This window comes from Mycobacterium parascrofulaceum ATCC BAA-614 (assembly GCF_000164135.1).
GTDB lineage: Bacteria > Actinomycetota > Actinomycetes > Mycobacteriales > Mycobacteriaceae > Mycobacterium > Mycobacterium parascrofulaceum.
Genome location: NZ_GG770553.1, coordinates 1713153 through 1727375, shown reverse-complemented (window position 1 = coordinate 1727375; position 14223 = coordinate 1713153). Strand labels below are relative to the sequence as shown.

The following is a 14223-nucleotide window of genomic DNA, read 5'->3' as shown; positions in this document are numbered from 1 at the left end:
GCATGCCCAGCGTAGTGGCTCGACCGCGTTCCCGCCGGGCGAGCCGATTCGCAACTTCCGTCTCACCAGTCACAGCGCGGCTCCCCCGGATCGCGCCCGCGATCGCCTAGTCTGCACAAGCAATGAACTTCCTACGCTCCGCATCGTGCCTGGCAGCGGCCGCTTTCCTGGCGGCTGCGCCGGTGACGCTCACCGCCCCTCCCGCCCGCGCGGAGCCCGGCGCCGAACCCAACGCCGCCACCGCGAACTGCCCCTTCAAGGTCAACACCCCGCCCGCGGTGGATTCCTCGGAGGTTCCCCAGGCGGGCGACCCGCCGATGCCGCTGGCGGTGCCGGCCAAGCCAGTCGGCGGCGACGCGCTCGGCAGCTGCGGCATCGTCGCCGCCCCCGACGCGCCGCCGCTGCCCACCGACGTCTCCGCCGACGCGTGGTTGGTGGCGGACCTGGACAGCGGCGCGGTGATCGCGGCCAAGGACCCGCACGGCCGGCACCGGCCCGCCAGCATCATCAAGGTGCTGGTCGCCATGGCGTCGATCAACGCGCTCAACCTGAACAAGGCGGTGCCCGGCACCGCCGAGGACGCGGCCGCCGAGGGCACCAAGGTCGGCGTCGAAGAGGGCGGCGTGTTCACCGTCAACCAGCTGCTGCACGGCCTGCTCATGCACTCGGGCAACGACGCCGCGCACGCGCTGGCCATGCAGCTCGGCGGCATGCAGCAGGCGGTGGAGAAGATCAACGTGCTGGCCGCCAAGCTCGGCGGCAAGGACACCCGGGCGGCGACGCCGTCCGGGCTGGACGGGCCCGGCATGAGCACCTCGGCCTACGACATCGGCCTGTTCTACCGATACGCCTGGCAGAACCCGACTTTCGCCGACATCGTCGCGACCCGGACGTTCGACTTCCCCGGCCACGGCGACCATCCCGGCTACGAACTGGAGAACGACAACCAGCTCCTCTACAACTACCCGGGCGCCCTGGGCGGCAAGACCGGCTACACCGACGACGCCGGGCAGACCTTCGTCGGCGCGGCCAACCACAACGGGCGACGCCTGATGGCGGTGCTGCTGCACGGGACACGGCAGCCGATCGCCCCGTGGGAGCAGGCCGCGCACCTGCTGGACTACGGGTTCGCCACGCCGCAGGGCACGCAGGTCGGCAACCTGATCGAACCGGATCCCTCGCTGGCGCCCGTCAAGCGGGACAGCGCCGCCGACCGGCAAGCCAACGGCGCGCAGGCCGCCGGGCTGATCCCGTCGGCGGACGCGCTGCCGATCCGGGTGGGTGTCGCCGTCATCGGGACCATCATCGTGTTTAGCTTGATCATGGTCGCACGCTCGATGAACCGCCGACCGCAACACCGGTGAGACCGCGGCCCGCCCGGTCGCGCGGGCTGCTGGTCGGGTTGACCGCCGCCAGCGTCGGCCTCATCTACGGCTACGACCTGTCCATCATCGCGGGGGCGCAACTGTACGTCACCGAGGACTTCGGGCTGTCCACCCGGCAGCAGGAACTGCTGACCACGATGGTGGTGATCGGCCAGATCGCCGGGGCGCTCGGCGCGGGAATGCTGGCCAACGCGATCGGCCGCAAGAAGTCGGTGGTGCTGCTGCTGGTGGCCTACGCCGCGTTCGCGCTGCTGGGCGCGCTCGCGGTCTCCCTGCCGATGCTGCTGACGGCGCGGCTGCTGCTGGGCGTGACCCTCGGCGTGGCGGTGGTGGTGGTGCCGGTGTATGTCGCCGAGTCGGCCCCGACGGCGGTGCGCGGCTCGCTGCTGACGGCCTATCAGCTGGCGATCGTCAGCGGGCTCATCGTCGGCTACCTGACCGGATACCTGCTGGCCGGCATCCACGGCTGGCGCTGGATGCTGGGCCTGGCCACCGTGCCGGCGATGTTGTTGCTGCCGTTGCTGATTCGGGCGCCCGACACGGCACGGTGGTATGTGCTCAAGGGCCGGCTCGACGACGCCCGCTCGGCGCTGCTGCGCGTGGAGCCCGATGCCCGGGTGGAGGAGGAGCTCATCGAGATCGGCCACGCCCTGGGCGAGGGGCGCGGCGGCTGGTCGGAGATGTTGCGACCGCCGTATTCGCGGGCCACCGCCTTCGTGATCACGCTCGGGTTCCTGATCCAGATCACCGGCATCAACGCGATCATCTATTACAGCCCAAGGATTTTCGCGGCCATGGGATTCACGGGCAACTTCGCGCTGCTGGCGCTGCCGGCGCTGGTTCAGCTCGCCGGGCTGGGGGCCGTGGGCGCCGCGCTGCTGCTCGTCGACCGGGTGGGCCGGCGCCCGATCCTGTTGTCCGGCATCGCCATGATGGTCGCCGCCGACGTCGCGCTGATGGCCGTGTTCGGGCGGGGAATCGGCGGCGCCTTCCTCGGCTTCGCCGGCATCGTGCTGTTCATCTTCGGCTACACCATGGGGTTCGGCTCGCTGGGCTGGGTGTACGCGAGCGAGAGCTTCCCGTCGCGGCTGCGGTCCATCGGGTCGAGCACGATGCTCACCTCGAACCTGGTGGCCAACGCGATCATTGCCGCCGTGTTCCTCACCCTGTTGCATTCCCTGGGTGGCGCGGGCACTTTCGCGGTGTTCGCAGCGCTGGCGGTGGTCGCCTTCGTCGTCGTCTACCGGTACGCGCCCGAGACCAAGGGCCGCCAGCTGGAGGAGATCCGGCACTTCTGGGAGAACGGCGGCCGATGGTAGTGATCGCCGCGGGCACCGCGGTGCTCGACGGGCGGGTGCACCGGCCGGGCTGGCTGCAGACGGACGGCGGGCGGATCGCGGCCTGCGGGGCGGGACCGCCGCCCCGCGCGGCCGACGCCGACTTCCCCGACGGCACCGTGGTCCCCGGCTTCGTCGACATGCATGTGCACGGCGGAGGCGGCACGTCCTACACCGATCCCGACGGCATCGCCGGGGCCGCGGATTTCCACCTGCGGCACGGCACCACGACGACGCTCGCCAGCCTGGTGACCGCCTCGCCCGCGGAGTTGCTCGCCGGGGTGCGCGCGCTCGCCGGGGCCGTCCGGCGCGGCACCGTCGCCGGCATCCACCTGGAGGGGCCGTGGCTGAGCCGGGCCCGCTGCGGTGCGCACGACCCCGCCCGGATGCGCGACCCGGACCCGGCCGAAATCGACGCCGTGCTCGACGCCGCCGACGGCGCGATCCGGATGGTCACCCTGGCGCCCGAGCTGGCCGGGGCCGACGCGGCGATCCGGCGCTTGATCGACGCCGGAGTCGTTGTGGCCGTGGGGCATACGAATGCGACCTACGGGCAGGCCGAGCGCGCGATCGGCCAGGGCGCCACGGTCGGCACCCACCTGTTCAATGCGATGCCGCCGCTGCACCATCGCGAGCCCGGCCCGGCGCTCGCCCTGCTGCGCCACCGAGGGGTCACCGTCGAGCTGATCGCCGACGGCGTGCACGTGCATCCGGCCATCGCGCGCGCGGTGATCGGGGCCGCCGGACCCGACCGGGTCGCCCTGGTCACCGACGCCATCGCCGCGGCCGGATGCGACGACGGGTCGTTCCGGCTCGGCGCGGTGCCGATCGACGTGGAAGCCGGTGTCGCGCGCGTGCGCGGGACGTCGACGATCGCGGGCAGCACCGCCACCATGGACCGCCTCTTTCGCGCCGTGGCCGCCGATGTGGGACTGGCCGCGGCGGTGCGGACGACGTCGACGACGCCGGCGCGCGCCGTCGGCTTCGATCGGGTGGGCAGCCTAAGCGCCGGCTACGACGCCGACCTGGTCGTGCTGGATCGCGATCTGCGGGTGGCCGCGGTGATGGCGGCCGGCCGCTGGCGGGTGGCCGGCTAGCGCAGCCACCGGGTGACGCGGGAAAGTGCCAGCGCCCCAACGGCTCCCATCGCCATCGCGGTCAGCGTCTGCCGCGCGCCGATCCCCTCGTCGGGTTGCACGCGCGGGGCGATGATCGCCGGCGGGGGCGGGGGGACGTGGCGGGCGCGCGGGTGATCGGACGCCGTCGCGGCCCAGGCCGTGCAGAACAGCACGAGATACGAGGTGATGTAGGCGAACACCATCAGACCCAACACCGGACCGAAGGTGGCGCCCGCCGGGCTGCGCAGCACCGCGCGCAGATAAAGGGATCCCGCCTGCTTGAAAACCTCGAACCCAACCGCCGCGATGAGCGCGCCCCGCATCGAGTCGGCCAGGCTCACTTTCTCGCGCGGCAGCCGGGCGATCATCCAGGCGAACAACAACCACGACACCGCCGTCGAGATCACGATCGACAGCAGCCAGAAGAACCAGTCCAACACCCCGAACTGCGGTATGCCAAGCCATTTCAGCAACGCGCGCAGGGGCGCGTCGTGGCCGACGGTGGTCAGGCCCACGGTGGCCATCGTCACCGCGAACGTCCCCAGCATGGCCAGCAGATCGGAGACCTTGTTGCGCACGAAGCCGGGCGAGTCGATGCGCTCCTCCCACCACATCTCCGTCAAGGCCTGGCGCAGGTGGGATATCCAGCCCAGGCCCGCCCACACCGCGGTGGCCAGGCCGATGACCCCGACCGACGCCCGCGCGTCGATCGCCGAATTCATCAGGTCCAGCAGCTGATCCCCCAGGGCGCCGGTCACCTGGGACCGGATGTGGTCGGCGATCGTCTTCAGCAGCTCCGGCCGTCGGGACAGGACGAACCCGAAGGCCGCGAAACCGACCATCAGCAAGGGGAATAACGCGAAGATCGTGTAGTAGGTGAGGCCGGCCGCGAAGAACCCGCCGTTGCGGCCGTCGAAGCGCTGGTACGCGCGGAGGACGTGGTCGAACCAGCCGTACCGGGCCCGCAGCCGATCGAGGAGGCCCGCGTTGGCCGACTCGCTCATGTGAGACTCATCCTCGCTGCGGAAGGAACCCGAGCCGATCGTAGACCCGCCGGACGGTTTCGCCGGCGATGTCCTCGGCCCGCTGGGCCCCGGCCGCCAGGATCCCCTCCAATTCGGCTGGGTCCGCCAGGAATTCGTCGACGCGGGCCTTGATCGGGCCGACGAACTCGACGACCGCCTCGGCGGTCTCCTTCTTCAGGTCGCCGTACCCCCGTCCGGCGTAGCCTTCGACGAGCTTGTCGATGCCGACGCCGGTGACGGCCGACTGGATGGTCAGCAGGTTGGACACGCCCGGCTTGGCGTCGGTGTCGAACCGGATCTCGCGCTCGCTGTCGGTGACGGCCGAGCGGATCTTCTTGGCGGACGCGGCGGGGTCGTCGAGCAGGTTGATCAAGCCGGCGTCGGTGGCCGCCGACTTGCTCATCTTCGACGTCGGGTCGGCCAGGTCGTAGATCTTGGCGGTGGCCTTGGGGATCAGCAGGTCGGGAACCACGAAGGTGTCGGGGAACCGGCTGTTGAACCGCTGCGCCACGTCGCGCGCCAGCTCGAGGTGCTGGCGCTGGTCCTCGCCCACCGGCACCAGTTCGGCGTCGTAGGCCAGGACGTCGGCGGCCTGCAACACCGGATAGGTGAACAGGCCGACGGTGGTCGAGTCCCCGCCCTGGCGGGCCGACTTGTCTTTGAACTGCGTCATCCGCGAGGCCTGCCCGAAGCCGGTGAAGCAGCCCAGGACCCAGGCCAGCTGGGAGTGCGCGGGCACGTGGCTCTGCACGAAGACGGTGCTGCGGGCGGGGTCGATGCCCAGCGCCAGGTACTGCGCGGCCGTGACCAGCGTCCGGCGGCGCAGCGCCGCGGGATCCTGCGGAATGGTGATGGCGTGCAGGTCGACCACGCAGAAGAACGGCTCGTGGTCGTCCTGCAGCTCGACCCACTGCGTGATGGCGCCCAGGGCGTTCCCGAGGTGGAGCGAATCGGAGGTGGGCTGCACGCCGGAGAAGATCCGGCGCGATCCGGTAGCGGTGCTCATGATGCACCGATCCTTTCACGCGGGCCGGCTCCGCCGATTGCCCGGCCAGCCGGTTTCTTGCCTTCGAGCGGGCGCGCAGCCGGGCGCTCGCGCCGGGCCCGCCTTGCGGTACCGGCGGTACCGCCTTTAATGTCGGGGCCATGGGGAGCGCAGCGAACAACCTGGGGACTCGGCCGCCGATCCACCTCGGCTCGGGGGAGCCGGTGCTGCTGCTGCACCCGTTCCTGCTGTCCCAGGCGGTCTGGGCGGACGTCGCCCAGCGGCTGGCCGACACCGGGCGGTACGAGGTGTTCGCGCCGACGATGGCCGGGCACAACGGCGGGCCGCCGGCCGGGACCTGGTTCCTGTCCTCGGCGGTGCTGGCCGACCACGTGGAACGGCAGATGGACGAGCTGGGCTGGGACACCGCCCACATCGTCGGCAACTCGCTGGGCGGCTGGGTCGCGTTCGAGCTCGAGCGGCGCGGCCGGGCGCGCAGCGTGATGGGCATCGCCCCGGCGGGCGGGTGGACGCGATGGAGCCCGGCCAAGTTCGAGGTGATCGCCAAGTTCATCCTGGGCATTCCGCTGCTGGTGCTGGCCTGGCTGTTCGGCCCGAAGGTGATGCGGCTGCCGTTCAGCCGCCGGCTGGCCACCTACGCGATCAGCGCGACCCCGGAGGGCGTCACCGACGAGCAGCTGCTGGGCTGCATCGACGACGTCGCCCACTGCCCCGCCTACTTCCAGTTGCTGGTCAAGTCGCTGCTGCTGCACGGCCTGCGGGAGCTGGCCGAAAACGCCGTCCCGGCACACCTGGTGATCTGCGAGAAGGACCGGATCGTGCCCGCGCCCCGGTTCAGCCGGCACTTCACCACCCACCTGCCCGACGACAAACACCAGGTCACCGAGCTCGACGGCGTGGGGCACATCCCGATGTTCGAGGCGCCCGAGCGCGTCGCCGAACTGATCACCGAGTTTCTCGAGGAGTGCACCTCGACGAGCCGGGGCGCCAACCCCTCGGCTAGTTAGCCAGCTTCTTTTCCAGGTTCTCGGCGATCGAGTTGAGGAACTCCTCGCTCTGCTGCCATTCCTGGTCGGGTCCGATGAGGATGGCGAGGTCCTTGGTCATCTTGCCACTCTCGACGGTCCCGACGACCACGTCCTCCAGCGTCTGCGCGAACTCGATCACCTCGGGGGTGTCGTCCAGCTTCCCGCGGTGCTGCAGCCCCCGCGTCCAGGCGAAGATCGACGCGATCGGGTTCGTCGACGTCGGCTTGCCCGCCTGGTACTGCCGGAAGTGCCGGGTGACGGTGCCGTGCGCGGCCTCGGCCTCCACCGTCTTGCCGTCGGCGGTCATCAGTACCGACGTCATCAGCCCCAGCGAGCCGTAGCCCTGCGCGACGAGGTCGGACTGGACGTCGCCGTCGTAGTTCTTGCAGGCCCACACGTAGCCGCCCTCCCACTTGAGGCAGGCGGCCACCATGTCGTCGATCAGCCGGTGCTCGTAGGTCAGCCCCTCGGCCTCGAACTGGTCCTTGAACTCCTCGTCGTAGATGCGCTGGAACTCGTCCTTGAACATGCCGTCGTAGGCCTTGAGGATGGTGTTCTTGGTGGACAGGTACACCGGCCACTTGGCGTTCAGTCCATAGGCCAGCGAGGCGCGTGCGAAGTCCCGGACGGACTCCTTGAAGTTGTACATCCCCATCACGACGCCGCCGTCGTCGGGGATGGAGACCACCTCGTGCACCATCGGCTCGCTGCCGTCCGACGGTGTGAACGTGATGCTGACGGTGCCCGGCTTGTCGACCTTGAAGTTGGTGGCCCGGTACTGGTCACCGAACGCGTGCCGGCCGATGACGATCGGCTTGGTCCAGCCCGGCACCAGCCGCGGCACGTTGGAGATCACGATCGGCTCGCGAAAGATTGTGCCACCCAAGATGTTCCGGATGGTGCCGTTGGGCGACAGCCACATCTTCTTCAGGTTGAATTCGTGGACCCGCGCCTCGTCGGGGGTGATGGTGGCGCACTTGACGCCCACGCCGTGCCTCTTGATGGCATACGCGGCGTCGATCGTCACCTGGTCGTTGGTGCGGTCGCGGTTTTCGATGCCGAGGTCGTAGTAGTCCAGGTTGATGTCGAGGTGCGGCAGGATCAGCATGTCCTTGATGAACTTCCAGATGACGCGGGTCATCTCGTCACCGTCGAGCTCGACTACGGGCCCTTTGACCTTGGTCTTGTTGGACATACCGAGCTCGGCTTTCTCTTAGCGGCCCCGGAGCTTACGAGCCTTGCGAAGCGGCTAGCGCTTCGTTGAATGTCTTGCTCGGCCGCATGATCGCCGTCGTCTTCTCGCTGTCCGGCTGATAGTAGCCACCGATGTCGACCGTCTCGCCCTGCGCCTCGGCGAGCTCGGCCACGATGGTGTCCTCGTTCTCGCGCAACGAGTCCGCCAGCGCGGCGAAGTGCTTGCGCAGCTCCTCGTCGTCGGATTGGTTGGCGAGTTCTTCCGCCCAGTACCGCGCCAGGTAGAACTGGCTGCCGCGGTTGTCGAGTTCGCCGGCCTTGCGCGACGGGCTCTTGTTGTTCTCCAGCAACTTGCCGATCGCCGCGTCGAGCGTCTTGCCCAGGATCTTGGCGCGCTCGTTGTCGGTCTTGGTGCCGATGTCTTCGAAACACGCTCCCAGAGCCAGGAATTCGCCAAGCGAATCCCAGCGCAGGTGATTCTCCTCGAGGAGTTGGTGGACGTGCTTGGGCGCCGAACCGCCCGCTCCCGTCTCGTACATCCCGCCGCCGGCCATCAGCGGCACGATGGACAGCATCTTGGCGCTGGTGCCGAGTTCGAGGATCGGGAACAGGTCGGTGAGATAGTCGCGCAGGATGTTTCCGGTCGCGGCGATGGTGTCCTGCCCGCGCATCGCGCGCTCCAGCGTGTAACGCATGGCCCACACCTGCGGCATGATGTTGATGTCGAGGCCCTCGGTGTCGTGCTCCTTGAGGTACGCCTTGACCTTCTTGCGCAGCTCGACCTCGTGCGGCCGTTCGGTGTCCAGCCAGAACACCACCGTCATGCCCGAGGCGCGCGCCCGGTTGACGGCCAGCTTGACCCAGTCGCGGATGGCCTCGTCCGTGACGATGGGCATCCGCCAGATGTCGCCTTCCTCCACGTTCTGGGTCAGCAGGACTTCCCCGGTGTCGAGGTCGACGATGTCGGCGACGCCGTCCTCGGGGATCTCGAACGTCTTGTCGTGCGAGCCGTATTCCTCGGCCTGCTGCGCCATCAGGCCGACGTTGGGCACGGTGCCCATCGTCGTCGGGTCGAACTGCCCGTGGGTCTTGCAGAAGTTGATGATCTCTTGGTAGATGCGGGAGAAGGTCGACTCGGGGTTGACGGCCTTGGTGTCCTTCTGCCGCCCGTCGGCACCCCACATCTTGCCGCCGGCGCGGATCATCGCCGGCATGGACGCGTCCACGATCACGTCGCTGGGTGAATGAAAGTTGGTGATGCCCTTGGCCGAATCGACCATGGCCAGCTCGGGGCGGTGCTCGTGGCAGGCGTGCAGGTCGCGGATGATCTCCTCGTGCAGCGACGCGGGCAGCGACTCGATCTTGCTGTAGAGGTCGACCAACCCGTTGTTGACGTCGACACCGAGCTCGTCGAACAACTCCTGGTGCTTGGCGAACGCGTCCTTGTAGAAGACCTTCACGGCGTGGCCGAAGACGATCGGATGCGAGACCTTCATCATGGTCGCCTTGACGTGCAGCGAGAACATCACGCCGGTCTCGTAGGCGTCCTGCATCTGTTCCTCGTAAAACTCGACCAGGGCCTTCTTGCTCATGAACATGGAATCGATGACGTCGCCGTCGCGCAGCTCGACCTTGGGCTTGAGCTCGAGGGTCTTGCCGCCCTTGGTCTTGAGCACCATCTTCACGTTGCGCGCGCGGTCGAGGGTCATCGACTTCTCGCCGTGGTAGAAGTCGCCGTGCCGCATGGTCGCGACGTGGGTGCGCGAGGCCGGCGACCACTCCCCCATGCTGTGCGGGTGCCTGCGCGCGTACTCCTTGACGGCCTTGGGCGCGCGCCGGTCCGAGTTGCCTTGGCGCAGTACCGGATTCACCGCGCTGCCCAGGCATTTGCCGTAGCGGGCGCGGATCTCCTTCTCCTCGTCGGTCTTCGGGCTCTGCGGGAAGTCCGGGATCTTGAATCCCTTGCCCTGCAGCTCCTTGACGGCGGCGATCAGCTGGGGCACCGAGGCGCTGATGTTGGGCAGCTTGATGATGTTGGTGTCGGGCAGCTTGGTCAGCCGGCCCAGCTCCGCCAGGTTGTCGGGAACCCGCTGCTCCTCGGTCAGGCAGTCGGAGAACTCGGCGAGGATGCGGGCGGCGACGGAGATGTCGCTGGTCTTGATCTCGATGCCTGCCGGCTCGGCGAAGGCGCGCACGATCGGGAGAAACGCGTAGGTCGCCAGCAACGGCGCTTCGTCGGTCAGCGTGTAGATGACGGTCGGCTGTTCGGCGCTCACGGTCCCTCTCCCGGCGTGGAAAATCTTCGAATCTCGGTCAGATATCTGGGGGGCTCAGCGTTCTTCCTGCCACGTTATCAAGGGCGTTTGGGCAGGTGTCGACCTGCCATTGGCATCCAGTCGGCACAGTAAGCTAATCTTCGTATTGGTCATGAGCGCCAGCATCAAGCCCCGGCTTGCTGGCCGGCAACCCTCCAACCGCGGTGGGGTGCCCCGGGTGATGACCAGGTCTAGTAGCCACAGGCTGCGCGGCAAGCGCGGGTCCGCCATAACGGACCCCTGACTAGAGGGGAAGACGTCATGTGCACACCTTCAGCTCCTTCTTCGGCTTTTTGCTCGTCTCTGTGTTCGGCTCCTTCGGATCGGCTCATGTGTCGAATCGCGTGTCGCCGCTAACCCGCGGCTAACCCGCCAGCAACCCCGATACCCGATTCACCCACCCGAAGCAGAAAGCACACCCACGTGAGCCCCGACAACACCACCAGCAGCACCACCAGCACCGACGCCACCAGCGACGACGCCGACCCGGCCGCGCGCTGGTCGTTCGAGACCAAGCAGGTGCACGCCGGCCAGCAACCGGACCGGACCACCCACGCCCGCGCCCTGCCGATCTACCAGACCACGTCGTACACCTTCGACGACACCTCCCACGCCGCCGCCCTGTTCGGGCTGGAGGTGCCGGGCAACATCTACACCCGCATCGGCAACCCGACCACCGACGTCGTCGAGCAGCGCATCGCCGCGCTCGAGGGCGGCGTGGCCGCGCTGTTCCTCAGCTCGGGACAGGCCGCTGAGACGTTCGCCATATTGAACCTCGCCTGTGCCGGGGATCACATCGTGTCCAGCCCGCGGCTGTACGGCGGCACCTACAACCTGTTCCACTACTCGCTGGCCAAGCTGGGCATCGAGGTCAGCTTCGTCGACGATCCCGACGACCTGGACGCCTGGCAGGCCGCCGTGCGGCCGAACACCAAGGCGTTCTTCGGCGAGACCATCTCCAACCCGCAGATCGACGTGCTGGACATCCCCGGCGTGGCCGGGGTCGCCCACGCCAACGGGATACCGCTGATCGTCGACAACACCATCGCCACGCCGTACCTGATCCAGCCGTTCAAGCACGGCGCGGACATCGTGGTGCACTCGGCCACCAAGTACCTGGGCGGGCACGGGGCCGCCATTGCCGGCGCCATCGTCGACGGCGGCACCTTCGACTGGACGCAGGGCCGCTTCCCCGGCTTCACCACGCCCGACCCGAGCTACCACGGCGTGGTGTTCGCCGAGCTCGGCCCGCCGGCGTACGCGCTCAAGGCGCGCGTGCAGCTGCTGCGCGACCTGGGGTCCGCCGCCTCGCCGTTCAACGCGTTCCTGGTGGCCCAGGGCATCGAGACGCTGAGCCTGCGCATCGAGCGCCACGTCGTCAACGCGCAGCGGGTCGCCGAGTACCTGGCCGGCCATGACGGTGTGCTGTCGGTCAACTACGCGGGCCTGCCCAGCTCGCCCTGGCACGAGCGGGCAAAGAAGCTGGCGCCCAAGGGGACCGGCGCGGTGCTGTCGTTCGAGTTGGCCGGTGGCGTCGAGGCGGGCAAGGCGTTCGTGAACGCGCTGAAGCTGCACAGCCACGTCGCCAACATCGGCGACGTGCGATCGCTGGTGATCCACCCGGCGTCGACCACCCACGCCCAGCTCAGCCCGGCCGAACAGCTGAGCACCGGCGTCAGCCCCGGGCTGGTGCGGCTGGCCGTCGGGATCGAGGGCATCGACGACATCCTGGCCGACCTGGAACTCGGCTTCGCCGCGGCGCGCAAATTCGGCGCGGACGCGAACGACTCGGGCGCCGACCCGCAAGCAGTGGCGGCGTTCTGAGGAGCCCGGCCATGACGATCTCCGACGTCCCCACCCAGACGCTGCCGGCCGAAGGCGAGATCGGCCTGGTGCACATCGGCTCGCTGACCACCGAGAGCGGCGCGGTGATCGACGACGTCTGCATCGCCGTTCAGCGCTGGGGCGAGCTGTCGCCGACCCGCGACAACGTGGTGGTGGTGCTGCACGCGCTGACCGGTGACTCGCACATCACCGGGCCAGCCGGGCCCGGACACCCGACCGGCGGCTGGTGGGACGGCGTGGCCGGGCCGGGCGCGCCGATCGACACCGACCGCTGGTGCGCGGTGGCCACCAACGTGCTGGGCGGTTGCCGCGGATCCACCGGCCCCAGCTCGCTGGCCCGGGACGGAAGGCCCTGGGGCTCAAGGTTTCCGATGATCTCCGTGCGCGACCAGGTGCAGGCCGACATCGCCGCGCTGGCCGCGCTGGGCATCGACGAGGTGGCCGCCGTGGTCGGCGGATCGATGGGCGGCGCAAGGGCTTTGGAGTGGATGGTCGGCCACCCCGGCCGGGTGCGGGCGGGGCTGCTGCTGGCGGTCGGTGCGCGCGCGACGGCGGACCAGATCGGCACGCAGACCACGCAGATCGCGGCCATCAAGGCCGACCCGAACTGGCAGGGCGGCGATTACCACGGCACCGGCCGCACGCCGGACACCGGGCTGACCCTCGCCCGCCGCTTCGCCCACCTGACCTACCGGGGCGAAGAGGAGCTCGACACCCGGTTCGGCAACGATGCCCAGGGCGGTGAGGATCCGGGCCCCCCATTCGGAGGCGGTCGGTACGCGGTGCAGAGCTACCTGGAACATCAGGGCGACAAGCTGCTGGCCCGCTTCGACGCGGGCAGCTACGTGACCCTGACCGAGGCGCTGAACAGCCACGACGTCGGCCGCGGCCGCGGCGGGGTGGGCAAGGCCCTGAGCGGTTGCCCGGTGCCCGCGGTGGTCGGCGGCATCACCTCCGACCGGCTCTACCCGCTGCGATTGCAGCAGGAGCTCGCCGACCTGCTGCCGGGGTGCGGCGGCCTGCAGGTTGTCGAGTCCATTTGCGGGCACGACGGCTTCCTGGTGGAAACCGAGGCGGTCGGCAACCTGATCCGCCAGACGTTGGGTCTGGCCGCCACCGAAGGCACGTGTCGGCGGTGACCCGCTCGCGCCACGACCGCTCGCTGTCGTTCGGTTCGGCGGCGGCAGCTTACGAACGGGGCCGTCCGTCCTATCCGCCGGAGGCCATCGACTGGCTGTTGCCGCGCGGCGCGCGCCAGGTGCTGGACCTGGGCGCGGGGACCGGCAAGCTGACCACCCGGCTGGTGGAACGCGGGCTGGACGTGGTGGCCGTCGACCCGATTCCCGACATGCTGGAGGTGTTGCGCACCTCGCTGCCGGAAACCCGGGCGCTGCTGGGCACGGCGGAAGAGATCCCGTTGCCGGACAACAGCGTCGACGTCGTGCTGGTAGCGCAGGCGTGGCATTGGGTGGATGCCGAGCGCGCCATTCCCGAGGTGGCCCGCGTGCTGCGCCCGGGTGGCCGGCTGGGCCTGGTGTGGAACACCCGCGACGAGCGGTTGGGCTGGGTGCGGGAGCTGGGCGAGATCATCGGCTCCGACGGCGACCGGGGCCGCTTCGACGTCGACCTGTCGGCGTCGTTCACCGAGCCGGAGCGCCACCAGGTGGAGTGGACGAATTACCTTACGCCGCAAGCCCTGATCGACTTGGTCGCATCCCGCAGCTACTGCATCGCCTCGCCGACCGAGGTCCGCACCAGGACGCTGGACCAGGTGCGTGAACTGCTGGCCACCCATCCGGCGCTGTCGAATTCCGCCGGCCTCGCGCTGCCCTACGTCACCGTGTGCATTCGGGCGGCGTTGGCCGAATAGCGAGCATTACGGGTCGTCGTCCTCGTCTCCGTCGTCCTCGTTTCGGAGCAATTTTTCCGGGTGGTGAAACGTGTTGGTGCGGGGCTGGCCCCGATCTTGG

The 14223-nt window shown here is 69.1% G+C and carries 11 protein-coding genes and 1 riboswitch; of the genes, 7 read left to right on the top strand and 4 right to left on the bottom strand.

Features of this window, described 5'->3' with window-relative positions; genetic code table 11:
* The first annotated feature begins 122 nt into the window (after positions 1–122).
* Genes dacB1 through nagA form a run of 3 tightly spaced genes read left to right on the top strand, consistent with a single transcriptional unit; the run spans position 123 to position 3819 of the window.
* The gene (dacB1, locus tag HMPREF0591_RS08110) at positions 123–1364 is read left to right on the top strand and encodes a D-alanyl-D-alanine carboxypeptidase DacB1 (protein WP_007167992.1); all 1242 of its coding nucleotides are present in this window, start codon (positions 123–125) and stop codon (positions 1362–1364) included.
* Complete coding sequence (locus tag HMPREF0591_RS08105) at positions 1361–2704, top strand: sugar porter family MFS transporter (protein ID WP_007167991.1); 1344 nt, start codon at positions 1361–1363, stop codon at positions 2702–2704. Before dacB1 ends, HMPREF0591_RS08105 begins: the two co-directional genes overlap by 4 nt.
* Positions 2698–3819 (top strand): N-acetylglucosamine-6-phosphate deacetylase, encoded by a 1122-nt coding sequence (gene nagA, locus HMPREF0591_RS08100; RefSeq protein ID WP_007167990.1) that lies wholly within the window; start codon positions 2698–2700, stop codon positions 3817–3819. The genes HMPREF0591_RS08105 and nagA overlap by 7 nt, the downstream gene beginning before the upstream one ends.
* Here the strand turns inward: nagA and yhjD are convergent.
* Both yhjD and trpS read right to left on the bottom strand, forming a co-directional pair.
* The gene (gene yhjD / locus HMPREF0591_RS08095; RefSeq protein ID WP_007167989.1) at positions 3816–4844 is read right to left on the bottom strand and encodes an inner membrane protein YhjD; all 1029 of its coding nucleotides are present in this window, start codon (positions 4842–4844) and stop codon (positions 3816–3818) included. The two genes, nagA and yhjD, sit on opposite strands and share 4 nt — an antisense overlap.
* Positions 4845–4851: 7 nt before the next feature.
* Positions 4852–5871 (bottom strand): tryptophan--tRNA ligase, encoded by a 1020-nt coding sequence (trpS, locus tag HMPREF0591_RS08090; protein ID WP_007167988.1) that lies wholly within the window; start codon positions 5869–5871, stop codon positions 4852–4854.
* A gap of 206 nt (positions 5872–6077) precedes the next feature.
* On the opposite strand from trpS, the gene HMPREF0591_RS08085 reads away from it, so the two are divergent.
* Positions 6078–6878, top strand: a complete 801-nt coding sequence (locus tag HMPREF0591_RS08085) for an alpha/beta fold hydrolase (RefSeq protein WP_040622088.1) — start codon at positions 6078–6080, stop codon at positions 6876–6878.
* Here HMPREF0591_RS08085 and HMPREF0591_RS08080 read toward each other — a convergent pair.
* The gene (locus HMPREF0591_RS08080) at positions 6871–8094 is read right to left on the bottom strand and encodes an NADP-dependent isocitrate dehydrogenase (RefSeq protein WP_007167986.1); all 1224 of its coding nucleotides are present in this window, start codon (positions 8092–8094) and stop codon (positions 6871–6873) included. The two genes, HMPREF0591_RS08085 and HMPREF0591_RS08080, sit on opposite strands and share 8 nt — an antisense overlap.
* A 34-nt stretch (positions 8095–8128) precedes the next feature.
* The gene (locus HMPREF0591_RS08075) at positions 8129–10369 is read right to left on the bottom strand and encodes an NADP-dependent isocitrate dehydrogenase (RefSeq protein WP_007167985.1); all 2241 of its coding nucleotides are present in this window, start codon (positions 10367–10369) and stop codon (positions 8129–8131) included.
* 147 nt (positions 10370–10516) lie between these two features.
* A riboswitch (SAM riboswitch) is annotated at positions 10517–10633 on the top strand.
* Positions 10634–10831: 198 nt separating this feature from the next.
* Between HMPREF0591_RS08075 and HMPREF0591_RS08070 the strand changes: the two genes are divergently transcribed.
* Genes HMPREF0591_RS08070 through HMPREF0591_RS08060 form a run of 3 tightly spaced genes read left to right on the top strand, consistent with a single transcriptional unit; the run spans position 10832 to position 14123 of the window.
* Positions 10832–12232, top strand: a complete 1401-nt coding sequence (locus HMPREF0591_RS08070) for a bifunctional o-acetylhomoserine/o-acetylserine sulfhydrylase (protein ID WP_007167983.1) — start codon at positions 10832–10834, stop codon at positions 12230–12232.
* Positions 12233–12243: 11 nt separating this feature from the next.
* A complete protein-coding gene (gene metX, locus HMPREF0591_RS08065) occupies positions 12244–13392 on the top strand; it encodes a homoserine O-acetyltransferase MetX (protein ID WP_007167982.1) in 1149 nt (382 codons plus the stop codon).
* The gene (locus HMPREF0591_RS08060; protein ID WP_040622082.1) at positions 13389–14123 is read left to right on the top strand and encodes a class I SAM-dependent methyltransferase; all 735 of its coding nucleotides are present in this window, start codon (positions 13389–13391) and stop codon (positions 14121–14123) included. The genes metX and HMPREF0591_RS08060 overlap by 4 nt, the downstream gene beginning before the upstream one ends.
* The last annotated feature ends 100 nt before the right edge of the window (positions 14124–14223 follow it).

Bases quoted from the DNA above. Each gene is read 5' to 3' on its own strand.
- dacB1 (WP_007167992.1), top strand. From the start codon at position 123: ATGAACTTCCTACGCTCCGCATCGTGCCTGGCAGCGGCCGCTTTCCTG.
- nagA (WP_007167990.1), top strand. From the start codon at position 2,698: ATGGTAGTGATCGCCGCGGGCACCGCGGTGCTCGACGGGCGGGTGCAC.
- yhjD (WP_007167989.1), bottom strand. From the start codon at position 4,844: ATGAGCGAGTCGGCCAACGCGGGCCTCCTCGATCGGCTGCGGGCCCGG.
- trpS (WP_007167988.1), bottom strand. From the start codon at position 5,871: ATGAGCACCGCTACCGGATCGCGCCGGATCTTCTCCGGCGTGCAGCCC.
- HMPREF0591_RS08080 (WP_007167986.1), bottom strand. From the start codon at position 8,094: ATGTCCAACAAGACCAAGGTCAAAGGGCCCGTAGTCGAGCTCGACGGT.
- metX (WP_007167982.1), top strand. From the start codon at position 12,244: ATGACGATCTCCGACGTCCCCACCCAGACGCTGCCGGCCGAAGGCGAG.